General features: G+C 70.7%; 18 protein-coding genes and 1 riboswitch. Of the genes, 10 read left to right on the top strand and 8 right to left on the bottom strand.

Annotation, left to right across the window (positions count from 1 at the left end; genetic code table 11):
* Positions 1 to 5: 5 nt before the first annotated feature.
* Both ABD120_RS30760 and ABD120_RS30765 read left to right on the top strand, forming a co-directional pair.
* Positions 6 to 1,043 carry an ABC transporter ATP-binding protein gene (locus tag ABD120_RS30760; RefSeq protein ID WP_343953688.1) on the top strand — a complete coding sequence of 346 codons (1,038 nt, stop codon included), beginning with the start codon at positions 6 to 8 and terminating at the stop codon, positions 1,041 to 1,043.
* Positions 1,027 to 2,040: an ABC transporter ATP-binding protein gene (locus tag ABD120_RS30765; protein WP_343953689.1), complete on the top strand. Its 1,014-nt coding sequence runs from the start codon at positions 1,027 to 1,029 to the stop codon at positions 2,038 to 2,040. The genes ABD120_RS30760 and ABD120_RS30765 overlap by 17 nt, the downstream gene beginning before the upstream one ends.
* 62 nt (positions 2,041 to 2,102) lie before the next feature.
* On the opposite strand, the gene ABD120_RS30770 is transcribed toward ABD120_RS30765, so the two are convergent.
* From ABD120_RS30770 to ABD120_RS30785, 4 genes are all read right to left on the bottom strand, one after another.
* Entirely contained in the window at positions 2,103 to 3,287 is a 1,185-nt protein-coding gene (locus tag ABD120_RS30770) for a lipid-transfer protein (RefSeq protein ID WP_343953690.1), read from the bottom strand.
* Positions 3,284 to 3,688 (bottom strand): Zn-ribbon domain-containing OB-fold protein, encoded by a 405-nt coding sequence (locus ABD120_RS30775; RefSeq protein WP_343953691.1) that lies wholly within the window; start codon positions 3,686 to 3,688, stop codon positions 3,284 to 3,286. Before ABD120_RS30775 ends, ABD120_RS30770 begins: the two co-directional genes overlap by 4 nt.
* A gap of 10 nt (positions 3,689 to 3,698) precedes the next feature.
* Entirely contained in the window at positions 3,699 to 4,793 is a 1,095-nt protein-coding gene (locus tag ABD120_RS30780; protein ID WP_343953692.1) for a S8 family serine peptidase, read from the bottom strand.
* 200 nt (positions 4,794 to 4,993) lie between these two features.
* A complete protein-coding gene (locus tag ABD120_RS30785; protein WP_343953693.1) occupies positions 4,994 to 5,800 on the bottom strand; it encodes an SAM hydrolase/SAM-dependent halogenase family protein in 807 nt (268 codons plus the stop codon).
* Between the two features lie 90 nt (positions 5,801 to 5,890).
* Here ABD120_RS30785 and ABD120_RS30790 point away from each other — a divergent pair, with 90 nt between their 5' ends.
* Together ABD120_RS30790 and otsB are read left to right on the top strand one after the other, a co-directional pair.
* Positions 5,891 to 6,202: a DUF3263 domain-containing protein gene (locus tag ABD120_RS30790; protein WP_343953694.1), complete on the top strand. Its 312-nt coding sequence runs from the start codon at positions 5,891 to 5,893 to the stop codon at positions 6,200 to 6,202.
* 18 nt (positions 6,203 to 6,220) lie between these two features.
* Positions 6,221 to 7,006, top strand: coding sequence for a trehalose-phosphatase (gene otsB / locus ABD120_RS30795; protein WP_343953695.1), 786 nt, complete (start codon positions 6,221 to 6,223; stop codon positions 7,004 to 7,006).
* Positions 7,007 to 7,074: 68 nt separating this feature from the next.
* Here otsB and ABD120_RS30800 read toward each other — a convergent pair whose 3' ends face one another.
* Together ABD120_RS30800 and ABD120_RS30805 are read right to left on the bottom strand one after the other, a co-directional pair.
* The gene (locus ABD120_RS30800) at positions 7,075 to 8,271 is read right to left on the bottom strand and encodes an MFS transporter (RefSeq protein WP_343953696.1); all 1,197 of its coding nucleotides are present in this window, start codon (positions 8,269 to 8,271) and stop codon (positions 7,075 to 7,077) included.
* A gap of 8 nt (positions 8,272 to 8,279) precedes the next feature.
* Positions 8,280 to 9,689: an alpha,alpha-trehalose-phosphate synthase (UDP-forming) gene (locus ABD120_RS30805; protein WP_343953697.1), complete on the bottom strand. Its 1,410-nt coding sequence runs from the start codon at positions 9,687 to 9,689 to the stop codon at positions 8,280 to 8,282.
* Between the two features lie 30 nt (positions 9,690 to 9,719).
* Here ABD120_RS30805 and ABD120_RS30810 point away from each other — a divergent pair, with 30 nt between their 5' ends.
* From ABD120_RS30810 to groL, 5 genes are all read left to right on the top strand, one after another.
* Positions 9,720 to 10,274: an RNA polymerase sigma factor gene (locus tag ABD120_RS30810; protein WP_343953698.1), complete on the top strand. Its 555-nt coding sequence runs from the start codon at positions 9,720 to 9,722 to the stop codon at positions 10,272 to 10,274.
* A gap of 79 nt (positions 10,275 to 10,353) precedes the next feature.
* Positions 10,354 to 10,495, top strand: a riboswitch (SAM riboswitch).
* 13 nt (positions 10,496 to 10,508) lie between these two features.
* Positions 10,509 to 11,738, top strand: coding sequence for a threonine synthase (gene thrC / locus ABD120_RS30815; protein WP_343953699.1), 1,230 nt, complete (start codon positions 10,509 to 10,511; stop codon positions 11,736 to 11,738).
* A gap of 22 nt (positions 11,739 to 11,760) precedes the next feature.
* Entirely contained in the window at positions 11,761 to 12,036 is a 276-nt protein-coding gene (locus tag ABD120_RS30820) for a MoaD/ThiS family protein (RefSeq protein ID WP_343953700.1), read from the top strand.
* Between the two features lie 234 nt (positions 12,037 to 12,270).
* Entirely contained in the window at positions 12,271 to 12,471 is a 201-nt protein-coding gene (locus tag ABD120_RS30825; RefSeq protein ID WP_043633553.1) for a cold-shock protein, read from the top strand.
* A 306-nt stretch (positions 12,472 to 12,777) separates the two neighbouring features.
* Entirely contained in the window at positions 12,778 to 14,406 is a 1,629-nt protein-coding gene (groL, locus tag ABD120_RS30830; RefSeq protein ID WP_343953701.1) for a chaperonin GroEL, read from the top strand.
* Positions 14,407 to 14,466: 60 nt separating this feature from the next.
* Here the strand turns inward: groL and ABD120_RS30835 are convergent, their stop codons facing one another.
* On the bottom strand, positions 14,467 to 16,473 hold the full coding sequence (locus ABD120_RS30835) for a HelD family protein (RefSeq protein WP_343953702.1): 2,007 nt from the start codon (positions 16,471 to 16,473) through the stop codon (positions 14,467 to 14,469).
* A gap of 112 nt (positions 16,474 to 16,585) precedes the next feature.
* Here ABD120_RS30835 and ABD120_RS30840 point away from each other — a divergent pair, with 112 nt between their 5' ends.
* The gene (locus tag ABD120_RS30840) at positions 16,586 to 16,915 is read left to right on the top strand and encodes a hypothetical protein (protein ID WP_343953703.1); all 330 of its coding nucleotides are present in this window, start codon (positions 16,586 to 16,588) and stop codon (positions 16,913 to 16,915) included.
* A gap of 183 nt (positions 16,916 to 17,098) precedes the next feature.
* Here ABD120_RS30840 and ABD120_RS30845 read toward each other — a convergent pair whose 3' ends face one another.
* A complete protein-coding gene (locus tag ABD120_RS30845) occupies positions 17,099 to 18,736 on the bottom strand; it encodes a DNA repair helicase XPB (protein WP_343953704.1) in 1,638 nt (545 codons plus the stop codon).
* Positions 18,737 to 18,744 lie beyond the last annotated feature (8 nt).

Here is an 18,744-nt window from a genome sequence, read left to right on the forward strand (position 1 = left end):
GACCTGTGAAGAAGACAACCGCCGACGTGTTGCCTGCCGAGGGAGGGCTGGGCGACACACCGCTGCTGGCGGTCGAGGACCTGCACGTCGAGTTCCACACCAGAGCCGGCGTGGTCCGCGCCGTCAACGGCGTGAACTACACGCTCAACCCCGGCGAGACCCTCGCCGTGCTGGGCGAGTCCGGCTCCGGCAAGTCCGTGACCGCGCAGGCGATCATGGGCATCCTGGACATGCCGCCCGCGGTCATCCCCGAGGGCCGGATCCGGTTCCGGGGCACCGACCTGCTCAAGCTGTCCGACCACGACCGGTCGAAGGTGCGCGGCCAGCGCATCGCGATGGTCTTCCAGGACGCGCTGTCCGCGCTCAACCCGGTCTTCACCGTGGGCTGGCAGATCAGCGAGATGTTCCAGGTGCACCGGGGCATGTCCAAGCGCGACGCGATGGCCAAGGCCGTCGAGCTGATGGACCGGGTCCGCATCCCGGCCGCCAAGCAGCGCGTCAACGACTACCCCCACCAGTTCTCCGGGGGCATGCGCCAGCGCATCATGATCGCGATGTCGATCGCGCTGGACCCCGAGGTGCTGATCGCCGACGAGCCGACCACCGCGCTCGACGTGACCGTCCAGGCCCAGATCATGGAACTGCTCGGCGAACTCCAGCGCGAGAGCAACATGGGACTGATCCTGATCACCCATGACCTCGGCGTCGTCGCCGACGTCGCGGACAAGATCTCGGTCATGTACGGCGGCCGCATCGTCGAGAACGCCCCCGTTCACGAGATCTACCGGAACCCGGCCCACCCCTACACCAAGGGGCTGCTGGAGTCGATCCCCCGGGTCGACCTCAAGGGCCAGGAGCTGTACGCGATCAAGGGGATGCCGCCCAACCTGCTCGACATGCCGAGCGGGTGTGCGTTCCATCCCCGGTGCCCGTACCGGCAGGACGACTGCGTGAGCGACTCCCCCCAGCTGCACGTCATCGGCGGCGCGCGCAGCAGCGCGTGCCACTACTGGAGGGAGGTCCTCGATGGCGGGAACGAGTGAGCGGATCCTCGAAGTACGTGACCTGGTCAAGCACTTCCCTCTGACCCAGGGCATCGTCATCAAGAAGCAGATCGGCGCCATCAAGGCGGTCGACGGGGTCTCCTTCGACCTGCACAGAGGCGAGACGCTCGGCATCGTGGGCGAGTCCGGCTGCGGCAAGTCCACGCTGGCGAAGGTGCTCATGGCGCTGGAGCGGCCGACCTCCGGCTCGGTGAAGATCAAGGGGCGGGAGATCGCGCAGGCCAGGGGCGGCGAGCTCAAGCGGATGCGCCGCAACATCCAGATGGTGATGCAGGACCCCTACACCTCGCTGAACCCCCGGATGACCGTCGGCGACATCATCGGCGAGCCGTACGACATCCACACCGACGTCGCCCCGAAGGGGGACCGGCGCAAGAAGGTGCAGGAGCTGCTGGAGGTGGTGGGTCTCAACCCCGACCACATCAACAGGTATCCGCACCAGTTCTCCGGCGGCCAGCGCCAGCGCATCGGCATCGCCAGGGGCCTGGCGCTGCAGCCGGAGATCATCGTCTGCGACGAGCCGGTGTCCGCGCTCGACGTGTCGATCCAGGCGCAGGTCATCAACCTGCTGGAGCGGCTGCAGAACGAGTTCGACCTGGCCTACATCTTCATCGCGCACGACCTGTCGGTGGTCCGCCACATCTCCGACCGGGTCGGCGTGATGTACCTGGGCAAGATGGTGGAACTCGGCAAGGACACCGAGATCTACGACCGGCCCGCGCACCCGTACACGCAGGCGCTGCTGTCGGCGGTGCCGGTTCCCGACCCCGAGGGCCGGGAACTGCGTGAGCGGATCATCCTGCAGGGCGACCCGCCCTCGCCGGCGAACCCGCCGTCGGGCTGCCGCTTCCGCACTCGGTGCTGGAAGGCGCAGCCGATCTGCTCGGAGGAGGAGCCGCTGCTGCAGGTCAGGGAAGGCGTCGATCACGCCAGCGCGTGCCACTTCGCCGAGGCGCACGACGTCGTCCACGTCTGAGAACACGTCTGAGAACACGTCTGAGGACGAGATCAGGGCCCCCGCTCTTCGGGGGTCCTGATTCATTTCACGGCGATGACGGCCGAGCCGTGGCCGAACAGGCCCTGGTTGGCCGCGAGGCCGACGCGGGCGCCTTCGACCTGGCGCTCGCCCGCCGTGCCGCGTAATTGCCAGGTCAGCTCGCACACCTGGGCGATGGCCTGGGCGGGGACGGCCTCGCCGAAGGAGGCCAGGCCGCCGGACGGGTTGACCGGGATCCGGCCGCCGAGCGCGGTCTCGCCGGCCCGCAGGAGCCCGGCCGCCTCGCCGGGCGGGCACAGGCCGAGGTCCTCGGTCCAGTCCAGTTCCAGTGCCGTGGACAGGTCGTAGACCTCGGCCAGCGACAGGTCGGCGGGCCCCAGGCCCGCCTCCTCGTAGGCGGCGTGCGCGATGGCGGCCCGGAAGGGGCGCTCGGGCACAGGCGCGGTGAGCGTGGAGTCGGTGGCGAAGTCGGGCAGCTCCAGGACGGCGTTCGGGTAGACGGGGGTCACAGTCGAGACGGCCGTGATCCGCACCGGGCGGGTGACGCCCAGGCGCCGCGCGTACGTCTCGGAGGCCAGCACGAGGGCGGCGCCGCCGTCGGAGGTGGCGCAGACGTCCATCAGGCGCAGCGGGTCGGCGACCATGGGCGAGGCCAGCACTTCGGCGGCCGTGACGGCCCTGCGGTAGCGGGCCATCGGGTTGAGCGCGCCCGCGGCCGCGTTCTTGACCTTCACGGCGGCGAAGTCGGCGGGACTCTCGCCGTGCAGCGCCATGCGCCTGCGTGCGTAGAGCGCGAAGTAGGCGGGGTTGGTGGCGCCGAGCAGGCGGAAGCGCAGCCAGTCCGGGTCGTCGGCGCGCTCGCCGCCGAGGGGGCTGAAGAAGCCCTTGGGGGTCGTGTCGGCGCCGACGACCAGGGCCAGCTCGCTCAGCCCCGCGAGGATCCTGGTGCGGGCCAGGTCGATGGCGTGGGCGCCGGAGGCGCAGGCGGCGTAGCAGGAAGCGACGCGGGCGCCGCTCCAGCCGAGCGCCCGTGCGAACGCGGCGCCGGCGACGAAGCCCGGGTAGCCGTTCCTGATCGTGTCCGCGCCGGCCACGTAGTCGACGTCGGTCCAGGCGACCCCGGCGTCGGCGAGGGCGTCGCGGGCGGCGGCGACGCCGTACTCGATGAAGGGTCTGCCCCATTTGCCCCACGGGTGCATGCCCGCTCCGAGCACCACGACGCTCATCGTACGGCCCGCCACATCCACACGAGCGGCCCGTCGGCGAGGGGGCCGTGGGTGAGTTCGAGTTCCATGCCGACGTGCAGGTCGGCGGTGCCGAGGCCCTGGACCTGGCCGAGGACGACCAGGCCCGCCTCCGCCAGTTCGACGGCCGCGAGCGTCACCGGTGTGTACGGCTCGGCCGCCACGTACGGCGCGGGCGGCGGATACCGGGCGTCGGTGTAGGACCACACCCGGCCTCGTCGCGGCAGCCGTACCCGCTCCTGGGCCTCGCTCGGGCAGCGCGGGTCGGCGCAGGGGCCGGGCAGCGGGGGGAAGGCCATCGTGCCGCAGCCCGCGCAGCGGCTGCCGAGCAGATGGGTGCCGTCGTCGTCGATGGTGAACCAGCCCTCGATCGCCAGCTTCATGCACCGAGTATTACACAAGCGCTTGGTAGGGGCGCCGTCGCTTCACGAGCACCCGCATCGACATCACCACGACCAGCCCGATCAGCCCCAGCACCACTGTGAGCCGCAGCCCGGAGCGACGCGGCCCGGCTGCGGCGGGCGCCGGCCTGGCCAGGCGTGCGGCCTCGCGCAGCGCCAGGGCCGCGTCGACCACCCCGTGCCCGTAGGCGCGGCTGTGGCCGTCGGCGGGCCGGTGTCTGGTGCCGCTCTCGATCGCCGCCCGCACCTGTGACGGCGGCAGCCCCGGATGGGCCGACCTGATCAGCGCCGCGACCCCCGCGACGATGGCGGCGGCCGAACTGGTGCCGTCGCCGATCACGTACGCCTCCGGCCCGTCGGCGCCGACGATCCCGGTGCCGGGCGCCACCACCGACAGGTAGTCCTGGCGGCTGGAGAAGCGGGGCACGTTCAGCCGCCGGTCGACCGCGCCCACCGCGATCACCCCGGGATAGGCGGCGGGGAAGTGCCTGGTCTCGACGTCGTCGCCGTCGTTGCCCACCGAGGCCACCAGCACCGCGCCCTTGCCGATCGCATAACGCACCGCCGCCGCCTCGGCGGCGGAGCCCTTCCACGAGCCCGCGCCCAGCGACATGCTGATGACGTCCGCGCCCTGGTCGGCGGCGTACCTGATGCCCTTGGCCAGCGCGTCGCGCCCGCCCGTGCGGGGCCGGGTGCGCCGGGGGTCGTCGCTCTCCAGCGTGACCCGGACCGACAGCACGCGGGCGGCGGGCGCCACACCGACCACACCGTGGCGTCCGCCGTGGCCGCGCCCGGCGATGAGGCTGGCCATCGCGGTGCCGTGGCGGCCCTTCGGACCCGGCACGCCGGTCAGGTCGGGCCCGCCGATCACGGCGCCGAGAAGGTCGGGATGGCGGGCGTCGACCCCGGTGTCGAGCACCGCGACCAGCGCGCTCTCGCCCCGGCTGTGTTTCCACGCCTCGGGCGCGCGCAGCGCCGTGAGCTGCCAGTGGCGCCCGCGCGCGAGCGCGCCGGCCTTCTCGCAGCCTCCGGCGGGGACGGTGACGATGAGTACGGCGGCGGCGCACACGGCCAGCAGCCCGGACACGCACCGCCTCACCGGGTGTACACCCGGGACGGGACGGCCTGGCGGAGCCCGCCGGGCGACGACGAAATCACGGACAGTATGGGCACGTCAGCCTCGGAGGGGGAGGAGGGACGCCGATCTGCCGTGAATTCTGGCACGCGGGTGCCCGAAGATTCAGACGCTTCGGTAAACAGGCCGACACGTGCGGTGACGCCCCCTGGTCAGGGCGACGGAGTGAGCCGTACCAGCGCCCCCGGCGGCAGCCCCAGCCGCTGCGAGGCGTCGCCCGAGTTCACGGCGATGGCGATCAGCCCGGCGGAGTCCGCGAAGGCCACCAGCTCGCCGGGCGGCACCGCCGCGTAGGTCTCCCGGTACGGCAGCGCGAGCTGCCGCCGCCCCAGCCAGACGCCCAGCGTGTCGCCCACCCGCACACCCAGCGAGGCCAGGTCCTCGGCCGAGACGGACAACTGGGTGTTGCCGTACCTGTCGACGGAGATCACCTCGCCCTCGACCGAGCCCTCGCGCAGCACCGAGGTCGGCGGGGGCAGCGACACCAGCCGGTCGAGCGGCAGTTCCGGCCCCAGCTCCGCGAGCTCCGTGCCGGTGGACAGCCGCCCGGCGACCGGGGCGAAGACGTCGCGCCCGTGGAAGGTCGGCGACACCGGCCGCAGGAACAGGTGCTGGTTGGTGATCTCGTAGGCCGCCTGCGCGCCGCCGCAGGCGTGCACCGCCCACGACAGCAGCCCGTTGTCGGGGCCGATGAAGGTGCGCCCGCCCGCCGAGATCGCCACGGCCCGCCTGGCGCCCCCGGCGCCGGGGTCCACGGCGCCGACGTGGACGCCGGGCGGGAGGTAGGGGACCGTCTGGGCGAAGATGGCGGCGCCGCGCCGTACGTCGCCGGACGGCACCAGATGGCACAGGTCGATCACCCGCGCCTGCGGCGCGATACCGGCGATCACGCCGTGACAGGCCGCGACGTACCCGTCTTCGAGGCCGTAGTCGGTCAGGAGCGAGATGACTGGGGTCACTCGGCGACTGTACGTCTGCCGATCCGCCCGAACAACGACCTTTGGCGCATTACGATGGCGTCGGGCCGCGCACCCTGAGGAGGAACCACCATGGACACTGCGCCGTTCAGCGGTGACAGTGCTGCCGAGGAACCGACCCGACACACCCACCCCACCCTCACCTCCCGTGAACTCGAGCTCCTCGCCTTCGAACGCCAGTGGTGGCGGCACGCAGGCGCCAAGGAGCAGGCCATCAAGGAGACCTTCGGGTTCTCCGCAACCCGCTATTACCAGTTGCTCGGTGAGCTCATCGAGCGGCCGGAAGCACTGGAGCAGGATCCGATGCTGGTCAAACGGCTGCGACGGCTGCGGGCCACCCGCCGGCGCGATCGAGCCGCACGCCGGTTGGGTATCCGTCCGTAAGGTGGGTACGGCAGCCGCGTGAGAAATCTCCACGCCATGCAGACGATCATGAAAGACCCGTCCGGGGCCGTGATCGGACTCGACTTCGACGGCACACTCTCGCCGATCGTGTCCGATCCGGCCAAGGCCGCGATCCATCCGGCCGCCCCGCCGGTGCTCGCCGAACTCGCCCGCAGGGTCCGGGCCGTCGCCATCGTGACCGGCCGCCCGGTCGAGACCGTGCTCGGGCTCGGACCCGCACTGGCCGACGTGCCCGGACTGGTGATCCTCGGCCACTACGGGTTCGAGCGCTGGGAGGGCGGCACGGTGAGCGCCCCGCCGCCTCCCGCCGGGGTGCCGAGGGCCCAGGCCGAGCTGCCGCTGCTGCTCGACCGGCTCGGCATGGAGCGGGTGGGCGTCGAGGACAAGGGGCGGGCCGTCGCCGTGCACACGCGGAACGCCCCCGACCCGCAGGGGGCGTTCGACACGCTGCGCGGGCCGCTCGCCGACCTGGCCGAGCGTGCCGGGCTGGTCGTCGAGCCCGGCCGGTTCGTGATCGAGCTGCGGCCGCCCGGAATGGACAAGGGACACGCGCTGTCGCTGTTCCTGGCCGAGCGGGCCGCCCGGTCGGTGCTGTTCGCCGGTGACGATCTCGGCGACCTCGCCGCGTTCGCGGCCGTACGGTCCTCCGGGCTGCCGGGGGTGACGGTGTGCAGCGGCTCGGCCGAGGTCACCGAACTGGCCGAGAGCGCCGACGTGGTGGTCGACGGGCCGGACGGGGTGGTGGAACTGCTGAGGGAACTGCTCGCCGGGATGGACGGGTAGGCCATGGGGAACTGCTCGCCGGGGATGGGGGAGTAAGCCGGAATCGAGATTCGGCCGCACCGCGTGGATCAGCCTGCCGGTGCGGGATTCGGAGATCGGGCGGGCCGCGCTGCGAGGAAGCCGCCGACGGCCAGCGCGATCAGGACCGGGACCAGCAGGAACGCGGTCCTGGTGCCGAGCCCGTCCGACAGGGCGCCCAGTGCGAACGGTCCCGCGCCCATGGCCAGCCCGCCGTAGACGGGGGCGACGGAGGGGGCGCGGACCGGGTCGATCGCCATCACCCCGGCCAGGCCCAGAGGGAAGTGCAGTGACACGCCGATGCCGCTGATCACGAGGCCCGTGTAGGCGAGCAGCGGTTCGCCGCTCTGCCAGAACACCAGCCAGCCGACGCCGGTCACGCCGAGCGCGCCGACGAGCAGGGTGGTGGTGGACAGGCGCAGCGCGAGTGGCGCGCCCGCGAAGCGTCCCACGGCCACACCGGCCGTGAACGCGGTGAGGCCGGTCGCGGCGGCGGCCGCGCCCATCCCGGTGTTGTCGGCGAACAGCCGCGCGGCCCACAGATTGTAGCAGAACTCCAGCGCCCCCACGCAGAAGAACGCCCAGCAGGCGACGTGGAAGCGCCAGCCCGGCGGCGGGCCGGCAACCGGGCCGGTCGCTGGGCTGGTGGCTGGGCCGGTCGCCGGGTGCCTCTTCCGGCCGCCCATGTGGACGCGGCCGAGGGTGAGGGCGAGGACCACGGTGAGGATCGGGGTGGACAACATCGCCGCCCGCCAGCCGAACGCCGACTGCCCCACCACGCTCAGCAGGTACGAGCCGCCCATGCCGAACAGCACGGCGACCGCGTTGGCCTCGCTGATCGCGGCGGGTCCCGCCGGGCCGTGGTGGCGGTGGAGGGCCGCCATCATGGCGTACAGGGCCACGGAGCCGAAGAGGCTGGCCGTGGCGTAGCCGAGCAGGGTCGCGGGCAGCCAGGAGGTCAGGAAGACCGGCAGCAGGCCGGCGTTGACGCCCGCGAGCCCGATCCACACGACGGCCCGTCCGCTGTACCTGCGGGCCAGCCAGGGCAGGAGCGGGCCGGCGAGGAGGGTGCCCGCCGCCATCGCGGTGCCGTGGAGGGCCACGACCGAGTCGGAGACCCCCTGCTCCTCGCGGAGGAGGGGGAGGGCGGCGCTCAGGGTGTAGAGGTAAGTGGCGAAAGTGCCCAGTTGAAGGTAGATCAGCCAGGTGGGGAGGTCCCGGGTCAGCCGGATCCGGACTGTGGTCACTTAGCGTATTAAGTCAGGGCGGTGAGCTGCGCGGCAAGCCATCGTCTCGGCGGCAGGCTCGTCGCCGCCGTGGCCAGCCGGGCGCCGCGCCGCAGCCGCTCGTCCTCCGGCATCTCCAGGGCCATGCGCAGCGCCCGCGCGGTCTCCAGCACGTCGTACGGATTGACCACCAGCGCGTCCGCGCCCAGCTCGGCGGCGGCCCCCGCCTCGCGCGAGAGCACGAGCGCGCAGCGGCGCGACAGCACCGGGCCCTCCTTGGCCACCAGGTTCATGCCGTCGCGGACCGGGTTGACCACCAGCACGTCGGCCAGCCGGTAGGCGGCCAGGCTGCGGGGGTAGTCGTCCGCCAGGTCGAGGACCAGGGGGTCCCAGTCGGCGGTGCCGTACTCGTGCCTGATCTCCTCGGCGGCCTGCCGCACGGCGGCCGTGTAGGCGCGGTACCCGGGCAGGTCGTGGCGGGAGGGGTAGGCGAAGACCAGGTGGACCACCCGGCCGTGCCACTCGGGGTGGGCGGCGAGGAACTCGCGGTAGGCGGCCAGGCCGCGCACGATGTTCTTCGACAGCTCGGCGCGGTCGATGCGGACGATCAGCCGCCGGTCGCCGACCTGCTCCCTGAGGGCCGCGAGGCAGGTCTCCACGTCGGGTTCGTGGGCGCGGCGCCACAGCGCCTCGCCGTCCACGCCCAGGCTGTGGACGCCGAGACGGGTGGTCCTGCCGCCGAGGGTGACGCCTCTGCCGTCGGTCTGCGCGCCGAGCAGGTTCGCGCAGCAGTCGGTGAAGGCCCGCGCCCAGCGCGCGGTGAGGAAACCCGCGTGCTCGGCGCCCAGGATGCCGCCCAGCACCTGCGCGGCGACGTCGTCCGGCAGCAGCGAGAAGTACTCGGGCGGGGCCCACGGCGTGTGGCTGAAGTGGGCGACGCGCAGGTCGGGCCGGGCGGACCTGAGCATGGCGGGGACCAGCGTGAGGTGGTAGTCCTGCACCAGAACCCGGGCCTCCGGTGCCGCCTCCTCGGCCAGGGCCGAGGCGAACGCCTCGTTGTAGTCGCGGTAGGCGGCCCACTCGCGCCGGAAGGCCGCGTCGAAGCGCGGGCTCACGGGTGTGTCGTAGAGCAGGTGGTGGACGAACCACAGGGTGGAGTTGGCCACGCCGTTGTAGGCGCGATCGAAGGTCGCGGGCGGCAGGTCCAGCATGCGCAGCCGGCCGTGGCCCGCCGGGTCGAGGCGGCCCTTCCGGGCGCCGCGCGCGGCCTGCCGGTCGGCCTCCGACATCGCCGCGCACACCCACAGCAGGTCGTCGCCGCTGGTGTCCGACAGGCCGGAAACCAGACCGCCGCTGCCCCGTCTCACGGTGAGTTCGCCCTGCTCGGAGCATGTGTAGGAGACAGGACCCCGGTTGGAGGCGACCAGGATGTTGTTCATTGAGCTTCCCTCCGCTCATAGGATCCCGCTATGGCGCTTGATGAGCTGACCGAGGAACTCGCCCGCTCCGCGGCCGGTGGAGACCACCGCGCGCTCGGCGAGCTCCTGAGACGGATCGAACCGGACGTGCTGCGGCACTGTGCCCGGATCCTGCCCTACCACCAGGACGCCGAGGAGGCCTGCCAGGACACGCTCCTCGCCGTGGCGCGCAACATCGGCCGCTTCGAGGGGAGGGCGAGATTCAGCACGTGGCTGCACATCGTGACGGCCAACTGCGCGCGCACGACGTACCGGTCGCTGAAGCGCCGGGCGGCCGAGCAGACCTCCGACGAACTGCCGATGCAGCGGCCGGACGTGCGCAGGGTGAGCGTGATCGCCGGGTCGCGGCTCGACCTGCTCGACGCGATGGAGTCGCTGGAGGCCGCCAAGCCGGACCTGGCGCAGGCGCTGGTGCTGCGTGACATCGTCCAACTCGACTACAACGAAGTGGCCGAACAGCTAGGTATCCCGCTCGGCACCGCGAAATCACGCATCCACCAGGCTCGGAAGCACGTGCAGGGACTCCTCGGCGAGGATTATCGGTGAGACGGTAGGTCTCATCTGGCGAGACAGGTGGTTAGCTGTCCGTCTTGACCAGGTAGAGTCCATTTCAACAACTCCATATTGCTCATCCAGAGGGGTGGAGGGACCGGCCCTGCGAAGCCCCGGCAACCCTCCCGGCTTGTGACTCGCGACAGGGCGAGGCCGACCGGGACAAGGTGCCAATTCCGGTCTGTGGTCAAGGTGGCCGCAGACGAAGATGAGGGAAGGCCTCGCTTCGTGTCGCTTGAATTCGGTCCCGCTGTCGCTCTGTCCTGCCGCGAGTGCGGCGCCCGCTACGACCTCGGCCCCAGCTTCGCGTGTCTGGAGTGTTTCGGGCCACTGGAAGTGGCCTACGACTTCGGTACGGTCACCCGCGAGCAGATCGCGGCCGGACCCACCAGCATCTGGCGTTACCGGGCGCTGCTCCCGGTGCCCGCCGACGTGGCGGCCAAACGGAACATGAACCCCGGCTGGACCAACCTGGTCAGGGCCGACAACCTCGGGCGCGCACTCGGACTGCGCTCGCTGCACGTCAAGGACGACTCGGGCAACCCCACCCACTCCTTCAAGGACCGGGTGGTGGCCATCGCCGTCGAGGCGGCCCGCACCTTCGGCTTCCACACGCTTTCCTGCTCCTCCACCGGCAACCTGGCCGGGGCCGTCACCGCGGCGGCCGCCCGCGCCGGGCTCGACGCCTGCGTGTTCATCCCCGCCGACCTCGAACAGGCCAAGATCGCGATGGCCCGGGTGTTCGGCGGCAGGCTGATCGGCATCGAGGGAACCTACGACGAGGTCAACCGGTTCTGCTCGGAGCTCATCGGCGACCCGCTCGGCGACAAGTGGGGCTTCGTCAACGTGAACCTGCGGCCCTACTACGCGGAGGGGTCCAAGACGCTGGCGTACGAGATCGCCGAGCAACTCGGCTGGCGGCTGCCCGAGCAGATCGTCATCCCGGTGGCCTCCGGGTCGCAGCTCACCAAGATCGACAAGGGCTTCAAGGAGCTCGTGGCGCTCGGGCTGGTCGAGGACACCCCCTACAAGATCTTCGGGGCGCAGGCGCAGGGGTGCTCGCCGGTGTCGGCGGCCTACAAGGCGGGGCACGAGGTGGTGCAGCCGGTCAAGCCGGACACCATCGCCAAGTCGCTGGCCATCGGCAACCCGGCGGACGGGCCGTACGTGCTGGACATCGCGCGCCGTACCGGCGGGGGCGTCGAGGACGTCACCGACGCCGAGATCGTGGATGCGGTGAAGCTGTTGGCCGCGACGGAGGGCATCTTCGCCGAGACCGCGGGCGGGGTGACCGTGGGCGTGCTGAAGAAGCTCGTCGAAGCGGGCACGCTCGACCCGGAGGCCGAGACCGTCGTGCTCAACACCGGTGACGGCCTCAAGACCCTTGACGCGGTGTCGTCGATCGCCGCACCCAGCGCGGTCATCCGCCCCTCCCTCGACGCGTTCCGCGCGATCTGAGCACCTGAAAGGAAGTTTTAGCATGAGCGTTTCTGTGCGGATTCCCACCATTCTGCGCACGTACACTGGGGGTAACGCGGAAGTCAGCGGCGAGGGCTCGACGCTTCGCGAGGTCCTTCAGAAGCTGGACGCGGACTACCCCGGGATCGGCGCCCGCATTCTGGATGAATCGGGCAAGATTCGACGTTTCGTCAACGTTTACGTTGGGCAAGAGGACGTCCGATTCGCCGACGGACTCGACACGGCGGCCCCTGAGGGCGCCGAGATCTCGATCATACCGGCGGTCGCGGGCGGCTGACCCCCCAACCCCCTGTCGATGGGGCACTCCCGAACGGGAGTGCCCCTTGTCATTTCTGGAAAATTCAACTCTTCAAAGGATGAAATCTGCAGTTTGCCGATTGACTCTGTTGCCCAACGGCATGCCACAGGTATGGTCGAGGGCGATCGTCTGCCAGTTTTCCGGAAAAGGCGGGCGCTCGTGGATCTCACAAAGGAATGGGTGGGGTCCTGAACCCAGTAAGAGGAGTCGGAAGTGGCGCAGGGCACCGTCAAGTGGTTCAACGCGGACAAGGGCTACGGCTTCATCGCGGTCGACGGTGGAAAGGATGTATTCGTCCATTACTCCGCGATCCTGATGGACGGGTATCGTTCTCTCGAGCAAGGCCAGCGGGTTGAGTTCGAGATCACGCAGGGCCAGAAGGGGCCGCAGGCGGAGTCAGTCCGTACTGTCTGAACCGCGTAGCTGGTACCAACCGGCAGCACGTACGGCAGCGCAGTCCGTACGGAACTGCCACACACCTTTCCTCGACTCACAGGGCAGGTCCGATCTCCCCGGAGGTCGGGCCTGACCTGCGGCAGGGTGGCTCTCGCTTGCACTCGACCAGGTAGAGTGCTAAACAGTTCGTTGGCACTCCCCGCAGGTGAGTGCCAACCGGATCGAGACGATCGGGGCCTGCCGCACGGAGATGCAGGCCCGGTGCCGTCGCGGGCATCGGCTCGGTCCTTGAGAAGCCACCCTGCATCTGGGAGGTCTAGCCTTATGGCAGCCAAGATGATCGCGTTTGACGAGGACGCCCGGCGCGGTCTCGAGCGCGGCATGAACCAGCTCGCCGACGCCGTCAAGGTGACCTTGGGTCCCAAGGGCCGCAACGTCGTGCTGGAGAAGAAGTGGGGCGCTCCCACCATCACCAACGACGGTGTCTCGATCGCCAAGGAGATCGAGCTCGAGGACCCGTGGGAGAAGATCGGCGCCGAGCTGGTCAAGGAAGTCGCCAAGAAGACCGACGACGTGGCCGGCGACGGCACGACGACGGCGACGGTGCTCGCCCAGGCGCTGGTGCGCGAGGGTCTGCGCAACGTGGCCGCCGGCGCCAACCCGATGGCGCTGAAGAAGGGCATCGAGGCCGCGGTCGAGCGGGTCAGCGAGGAGCTGTCCAAGCTCGCCAAGGACGTCGAGACGAAGGAGCAGATCGCTTCGTCCGCTTCCATCTCGGCCTCCGACACCGAGATCGGCACGCTCATCGCCGAGGCGATGGACAAGGTCGGCAAGGAAGGCGTCATCACGGTCGAGGAGAGCAACACCTTCGGCCTGGAGCTTGAGCTCACCGAGGGTATGCGCTTCGACAAGGGCATGACCTCGATGTACTTCGTGACGGACCCCGACCGCATGGAGGCCGTCCTCGAAGACCCGTACATCCTCATCGTCAACAGCAAGGTCTCCGCCAACAAGGACCTGCTGCCCCTGCTCGACAAGGTCGTGCAGTCCGGCAAGCCGCTGCTGATCATCGCCGAGGACATCGAGGGCGAGGCCCTGGCGACCCTGGTCGTCAACAAGATCCGCGGCCTGTTCAAGTCCGTCGCCGTCAAGGCCCCGGGCTTCGGCGACCGCCGCAAGGCAATGCTCAACGACATCGCCGTGCTGACCGGCGGCCAGGTCATCGCCGAGGAGGTCGGTCTCAAGCTTGAGAACGCCACCCTCGACCTGCTCGGCCGCGCCCGCAAGGTCGTCGTGACCAAGGACGAGACCACGATCGTCGACGGCGCCGGTGACGCCGACCAGATCTCCGGCCGGGTCAACGAGATCCGTGCGGAGATCGACCGCACCGACTCCGACTACGACCGTGAGAAGCTGCAGGAGCGCCTGGCCAAGCTGGCCGGTGGCGTGGCCGTCATCAAGGCGGGCGCGGCGACCGAGGTCGAGCTGAAGGAGCGCAAGCACCGCATCGAGGACGCCGTTCGCAACGCGAAGGCGGCCGTCGAGGAGGGCCTGGTCGCCGGTGGTGGCGTGGCTCTGCTCCAGGCGGGCACCAAGGCGTTCGACAAGCTTGAGCTGTCGGGCGACGAGGCGACCGGTGCGGCGATCGTCCGCAAGGCGCTGGAGGAGCCGCTGAAGCAGATCGCGGTCAACGCCGGTCTTGAGGGCGGCGTCGTCGTCGAGCGGGTCCGCAACCTGACCCCGGGCGAGGGCCTCAACGCGGCCACGGGCGACTACGTCAACATGTTCGAGGCGGGCATTCTCGACCCGACCAAGGTGACGCGCTCGGCACTGCAGAACGCCGCCTCCATCGCGGCGCTGTTCCTGACCACCGAGGCTGTCATCGCCGAGAAGCCGGAGAAGACCCCGGCCGCTCCGGCGGGTGGCATGCCCGGCGGTGACATGGACTTCTAAGTCCTTCACAGAAAACGGGCGGCCCGGCAGGGTCCGCCCGTTTTCTGTGTTCCGGGCCCGTCAGCCGAGCTGGGCGGGCAGCGGTTTGGCGTGCAGGACGGTCAGCGAGCTGACCGCCCGGGTCAGCACCACGTAGAGGCGGGCCAGGCCCCGCAGCTCGGCCGCCACGATGTCGGCGGGCTCCACGACGACGACGTGGTCGTACTCCAGGCCCTTGGCCAGCGTCGCGGGCACGACGAGCAGGCGCTGCTCCTCGCCGGTGCTGTCCGGTGTGAGCACCGCGTGCGGCAGTCCGGACAACTCCGCCGAGATCTCGCCCACCCGGGCGTCGGGGACGATCAGCCCGATCGAGCCGTCCCTGGTCAGGAGGTCGCGGACGGTGTCGGCCAGCGGGGCGTCCTGCCGTACGGACAGGGAGCCCGTGCCGGGACGCAGCGAGCGCGGCGGGGCGAGGCCGGGAGCGACGGAGGGCAGCAGCCGGGCGGCGTAGTCGAGCACCTCGCGCGGCACGCGGAAGCCCAGCGTCAGCTCCGTGACCGAGCCGCTGTCCTGGCCCAGATGGGTGAGCACGGCCTCCCAGGACGTCGTGGACCACGGAGTGGTGCCCTGGGCGAGGTCGCCGAGGACGGTGGCCGAGCCGTTGCGGCAGCGGCGCCCGAGCGCCCGGAGCTGCATCTCCGACAGGTCCTGCGCCTCGTCCACCACGAGGTGGCCGAGGGAGGGGGTGCGCTCGATGAGGTCGGCCAGCTCGTCCAGCAGCGCGGCGTCCGCGGCGCTCCAACGCGCCGACTTCCACCCCCGGTACGGCTTGGCCCACAACAGCGCGGCCTGCTCCTCGGCGGTGACGGCGCTCTTGTGGCAGGCACGGGCCAGGAACTCGGAGTCGGACAGCAGCCGGAACAGCACCTGCGCCGGGGTCAGCTTCGGCCACACCGCGTCGACCAGCGCCTTGACCGGCTTGGAGCGGGCGACGGCATCCTGCACCCGGTCGTCGGGCGAGTCGCCGCGCTGTTCCATGCGCACCAGCACCTGGTGGGCCAGCCGCTGGGCCATGGCCACCCGGCCGGGCCCGTAGCGGGTGGTGCCGCGCAGCGAGGCCACGATCTCGCGCACTTCATGGTCGGCCACCCGGAACCGGTGCGCGCCCCGCGTGTAGACCAGCCCCTCCTCGGGCTTGGCGATGTGCAGCCACAGTGCCCGCTCCAGGACCTCCGCCATCCTGGCGTCGCCCTTGAGCGCGGCCACGCGGGGGTCCTCCGGGTGGTCGGAGGCGCCGAGCAGGTCGGCGACGGTCGTCTGGTCGACCTTGACCTCGCCGAGCGCGGGCAGTACCGAGGAGATGTAGGACAGGAAGGCCCGGTTCGGCCCGACGATCATCACTCCGGAGCGGGCGAGCCGATCGCGATGGGTGAACAGCAGGTAGGCGGCGCGGTGCAGGCCGACGGCGGTCTTCCCGGTGCCCGGCGCCCCCTGGACGCACACGGTGTGGCCGAGCCCGGAGCGGACGATCTCGTCCTGGTCGGGCTGGATGGTGGCGACGATGTCGCGCATCGGGCCGGTGCGCGGCCGCTCGATCTCCTCGGTGAGGATCTTCGACGGGCCCAGCTCGGCGCCCTGGTCGAGGTGCTCGTCCTCGAAGGCGGTGAGGGCGCCGCCGTGGTAGCCGAAGCGGCGGCGCCGTACGACGCCCAGCGGCTCGGTGGGGCTGGCCTGGTAGAACGCGCGGGAGACCGGGGCCCGCCAGTCGATGACGAGTGCGCGGCTGTTGCCGTCGTGGACGTGGCGGCGGCCGACGTAGATCGTGCCGGGCAGGTCGTCGCCGCCCTCGCGGTCGAGGCGGCCGAAGAACAGCGGGGTGTCCGGGTGGTCGGCGAGCGCCGCCACCCGCTGGTCGAGCAGCGACTGCAGGACCTGCTGCGACACCCAGTCGCCCGCCGCGTCGGCGGACAGGGACTGCGCGTGCTCGCGCATCGCCTGGAGTGCGGCCCTGGACTGCGCCAGATGGCTCTGCTCGGCACTGAGTACGGCGTTGGCGGGTATGTCGGGTGCCAGCTGGTGTGCGGGCATGCGGAAGCGCCTCCTGTCGGAATCGGAAGGGTGGTAACCGGTAGCGAATCGGCCAGTTTAACGGCCGCACCGACAGGCTTCCAAAGCGATTTCCGGGGGTACGGGTAAGGTCGTGCGGCTGCGTGTCTCCCCTGTCGTCCCGACCGTCGCGAGCGTCCTGCTGGCGGCGCTGTGGGCGTTGTCGGTGTTCGCGGGCTGGAGCGCGGCGGCGTTCTGCCCGGCGGGCCCGCCGGAGTGCACGCAGCAGCTTGAGGGGATCGCGGGGTTTTCGGCCTTCTTCGCGGTCCTCGCCACAGTGTGTACGGCCGCCGCCTGGCTGATGCCCGCCCCTCGGCGCGACCAGCGGACGTTCTCGCTGTACATGGGTTCTGCGGTGGCCACCTGGATCGTCGCCGAGAGCGTGCTCTTCCTGGGGGGTCATCTGATCACCCCCGCCCCGTGAGCGAAAATGCCCAAAGAAACGGGCATTTAAGGTGCAAATAGGGGATCATCGGGTATGTCGCTGCTGGCGTGTGATTGAGGGGGGTGGTTCGATTGTCGACAGCCCGCGGGGTCTCGTGGACCTGATCGCGTTTCGTGGACCTGAACGCCAGGTGGAGCCCGGCCGCGCGAACGCGGCCGGGTTTCAGACCTCCAGGACGTCGTCCGCGTCGATGATCTGATAGGCGTACCCCTGCTCGGCCAGGAACCGCTGCCGGTGCGCGGCGAACTCCTGGTCGACCGTGTCGCGGCTGACCACCGTGTAGAAGCGGGCGCCGCCGCCGTCGGCCTTGGGGCGCAGCACCCGGCCCAGCCGCTGGGCCTCCTCCTGACGCGAGCCGAACGTGCCGGACACCTGAATGGCCACCGCGGCCTCCGGCAGGTCGATGGAGAAGTTGGCCACCTTCGACACCACCAGGACCTGGATCTCCTTGTCGCGGAAAGCCTGGTAGAGCCGCTCGCGCTCCTTCACCCGGGTCTCACCCTTGATCACCGGCGCGTTGAGGTGCTCGCCGAGCTCGTCGAGCTGGTCGATGTACTGGCCGATGACCAGCACCTGCTCGCCCAGATGCCGCCGGACCAGCGCCTCGGTCACCGCCGTCTTGGACGGCGTGGTGGCGCAGAACCGGTACTTCTCGTCGGACTCGGCCATCGCGTACGCCAGCCGCTCGGCGTCGGAGAGGGTGACCCGGACCTCGACGCAGTCGGCGGGCGCGATCCAGCCCTGGTTCTCCATCTCCTTCCAGGGCGCGTCGTAGCGCTTGGGGCCGATCAGGGAGAACACGTCGCCCTCGCGGCCGTCCTCGCGCACCAGCGTGGCCGTCAGGCCCACCCGGCGCCTGGCCTGGAGGTCGGCGGTCATGCGGAAGATGGGCGCGGGCAGCAGGTGCACCTCGTCGTAGACGATCAGGCCCCAGTCGCGGGCGTCGAACAGCTCCAGGTGCGCGTAGGAGCCCTTCCGCTTGGTCGTCATCACCTGATAGGTGGCGATCGTGACCGGGCGGATCTCCTTCTTGGTGCCTGAGTACTCGCCGATCTCGTGCTCGGTCAGCGACGTGCGCCGGATCAGCTCGCTCTTCCACTGGTGGGCGCTGACCGTGTTCGTGACCAGGATCAGCGTGGTCGCCTGGGCCTGGGCCATCGCGGCGGCGCCCACGATGGTCTTGCCGGCGCCGCACGGCAGCACCACGACGCCGGAGCCGCCGTGCCAGAACGCCTCGGCGGCGTCACGCTGGTAGGTGCGCAGCTCCCAGCCGTCCTCCAGCAGGCGGATCGGGTGGGCCTCGCCGTCCACGTAGCCCGCGAGGTCTTCGGCGGGCCAGCCCAGCTTGAGCAGCGCCTGCTTGACGTTGCCCCGGTCGCTCGGGTGCACGGCCACCGAGTCGGGGCCGAGCCGGTCGCCGAGCATCGGCTGGATCTTCTTCGAGCGCAGCACCTCTTCGAGGACGGCCCGGTCGGTCGAGGTCAGCACCAGGCCGTGCGCCGGGTCCTTCTCCAGCCTGAGCCTGCCGTACCTCGCCATCGTCTCGGCGATGTCGACCAGCAGCGCGTGGGGCACCGGGTAACGGCTGTGGCCGATGAGGGCGTCGACGACCTGCTCGGCGTCGTGGCCGGCGGCCCGCGCGTTCCACAGGGCGAGCGGGGTGATGCGGTAGGTGTGGACGTGCTCGGGCGCGCGTTCGAGCTCGGCGAACGGCGCGATCGCCTTGCGGCAGACGTCGGCGCCGGCATGGTCGACCTCAAGCAGCAGGGTCTTGTCCGACTGGACGATCAAGCAGGACACGCACACCT

The sequence above is a fragment of the Nonomuraea longicatena genome (genome assembly GCF_039525605.1).
GTDB lineage: Bacteria > Actinomycetota > Actinomycetes > Streptosporangiales > Streptosporangiaceae > Nonomuraea > Nonomuraea longicatena.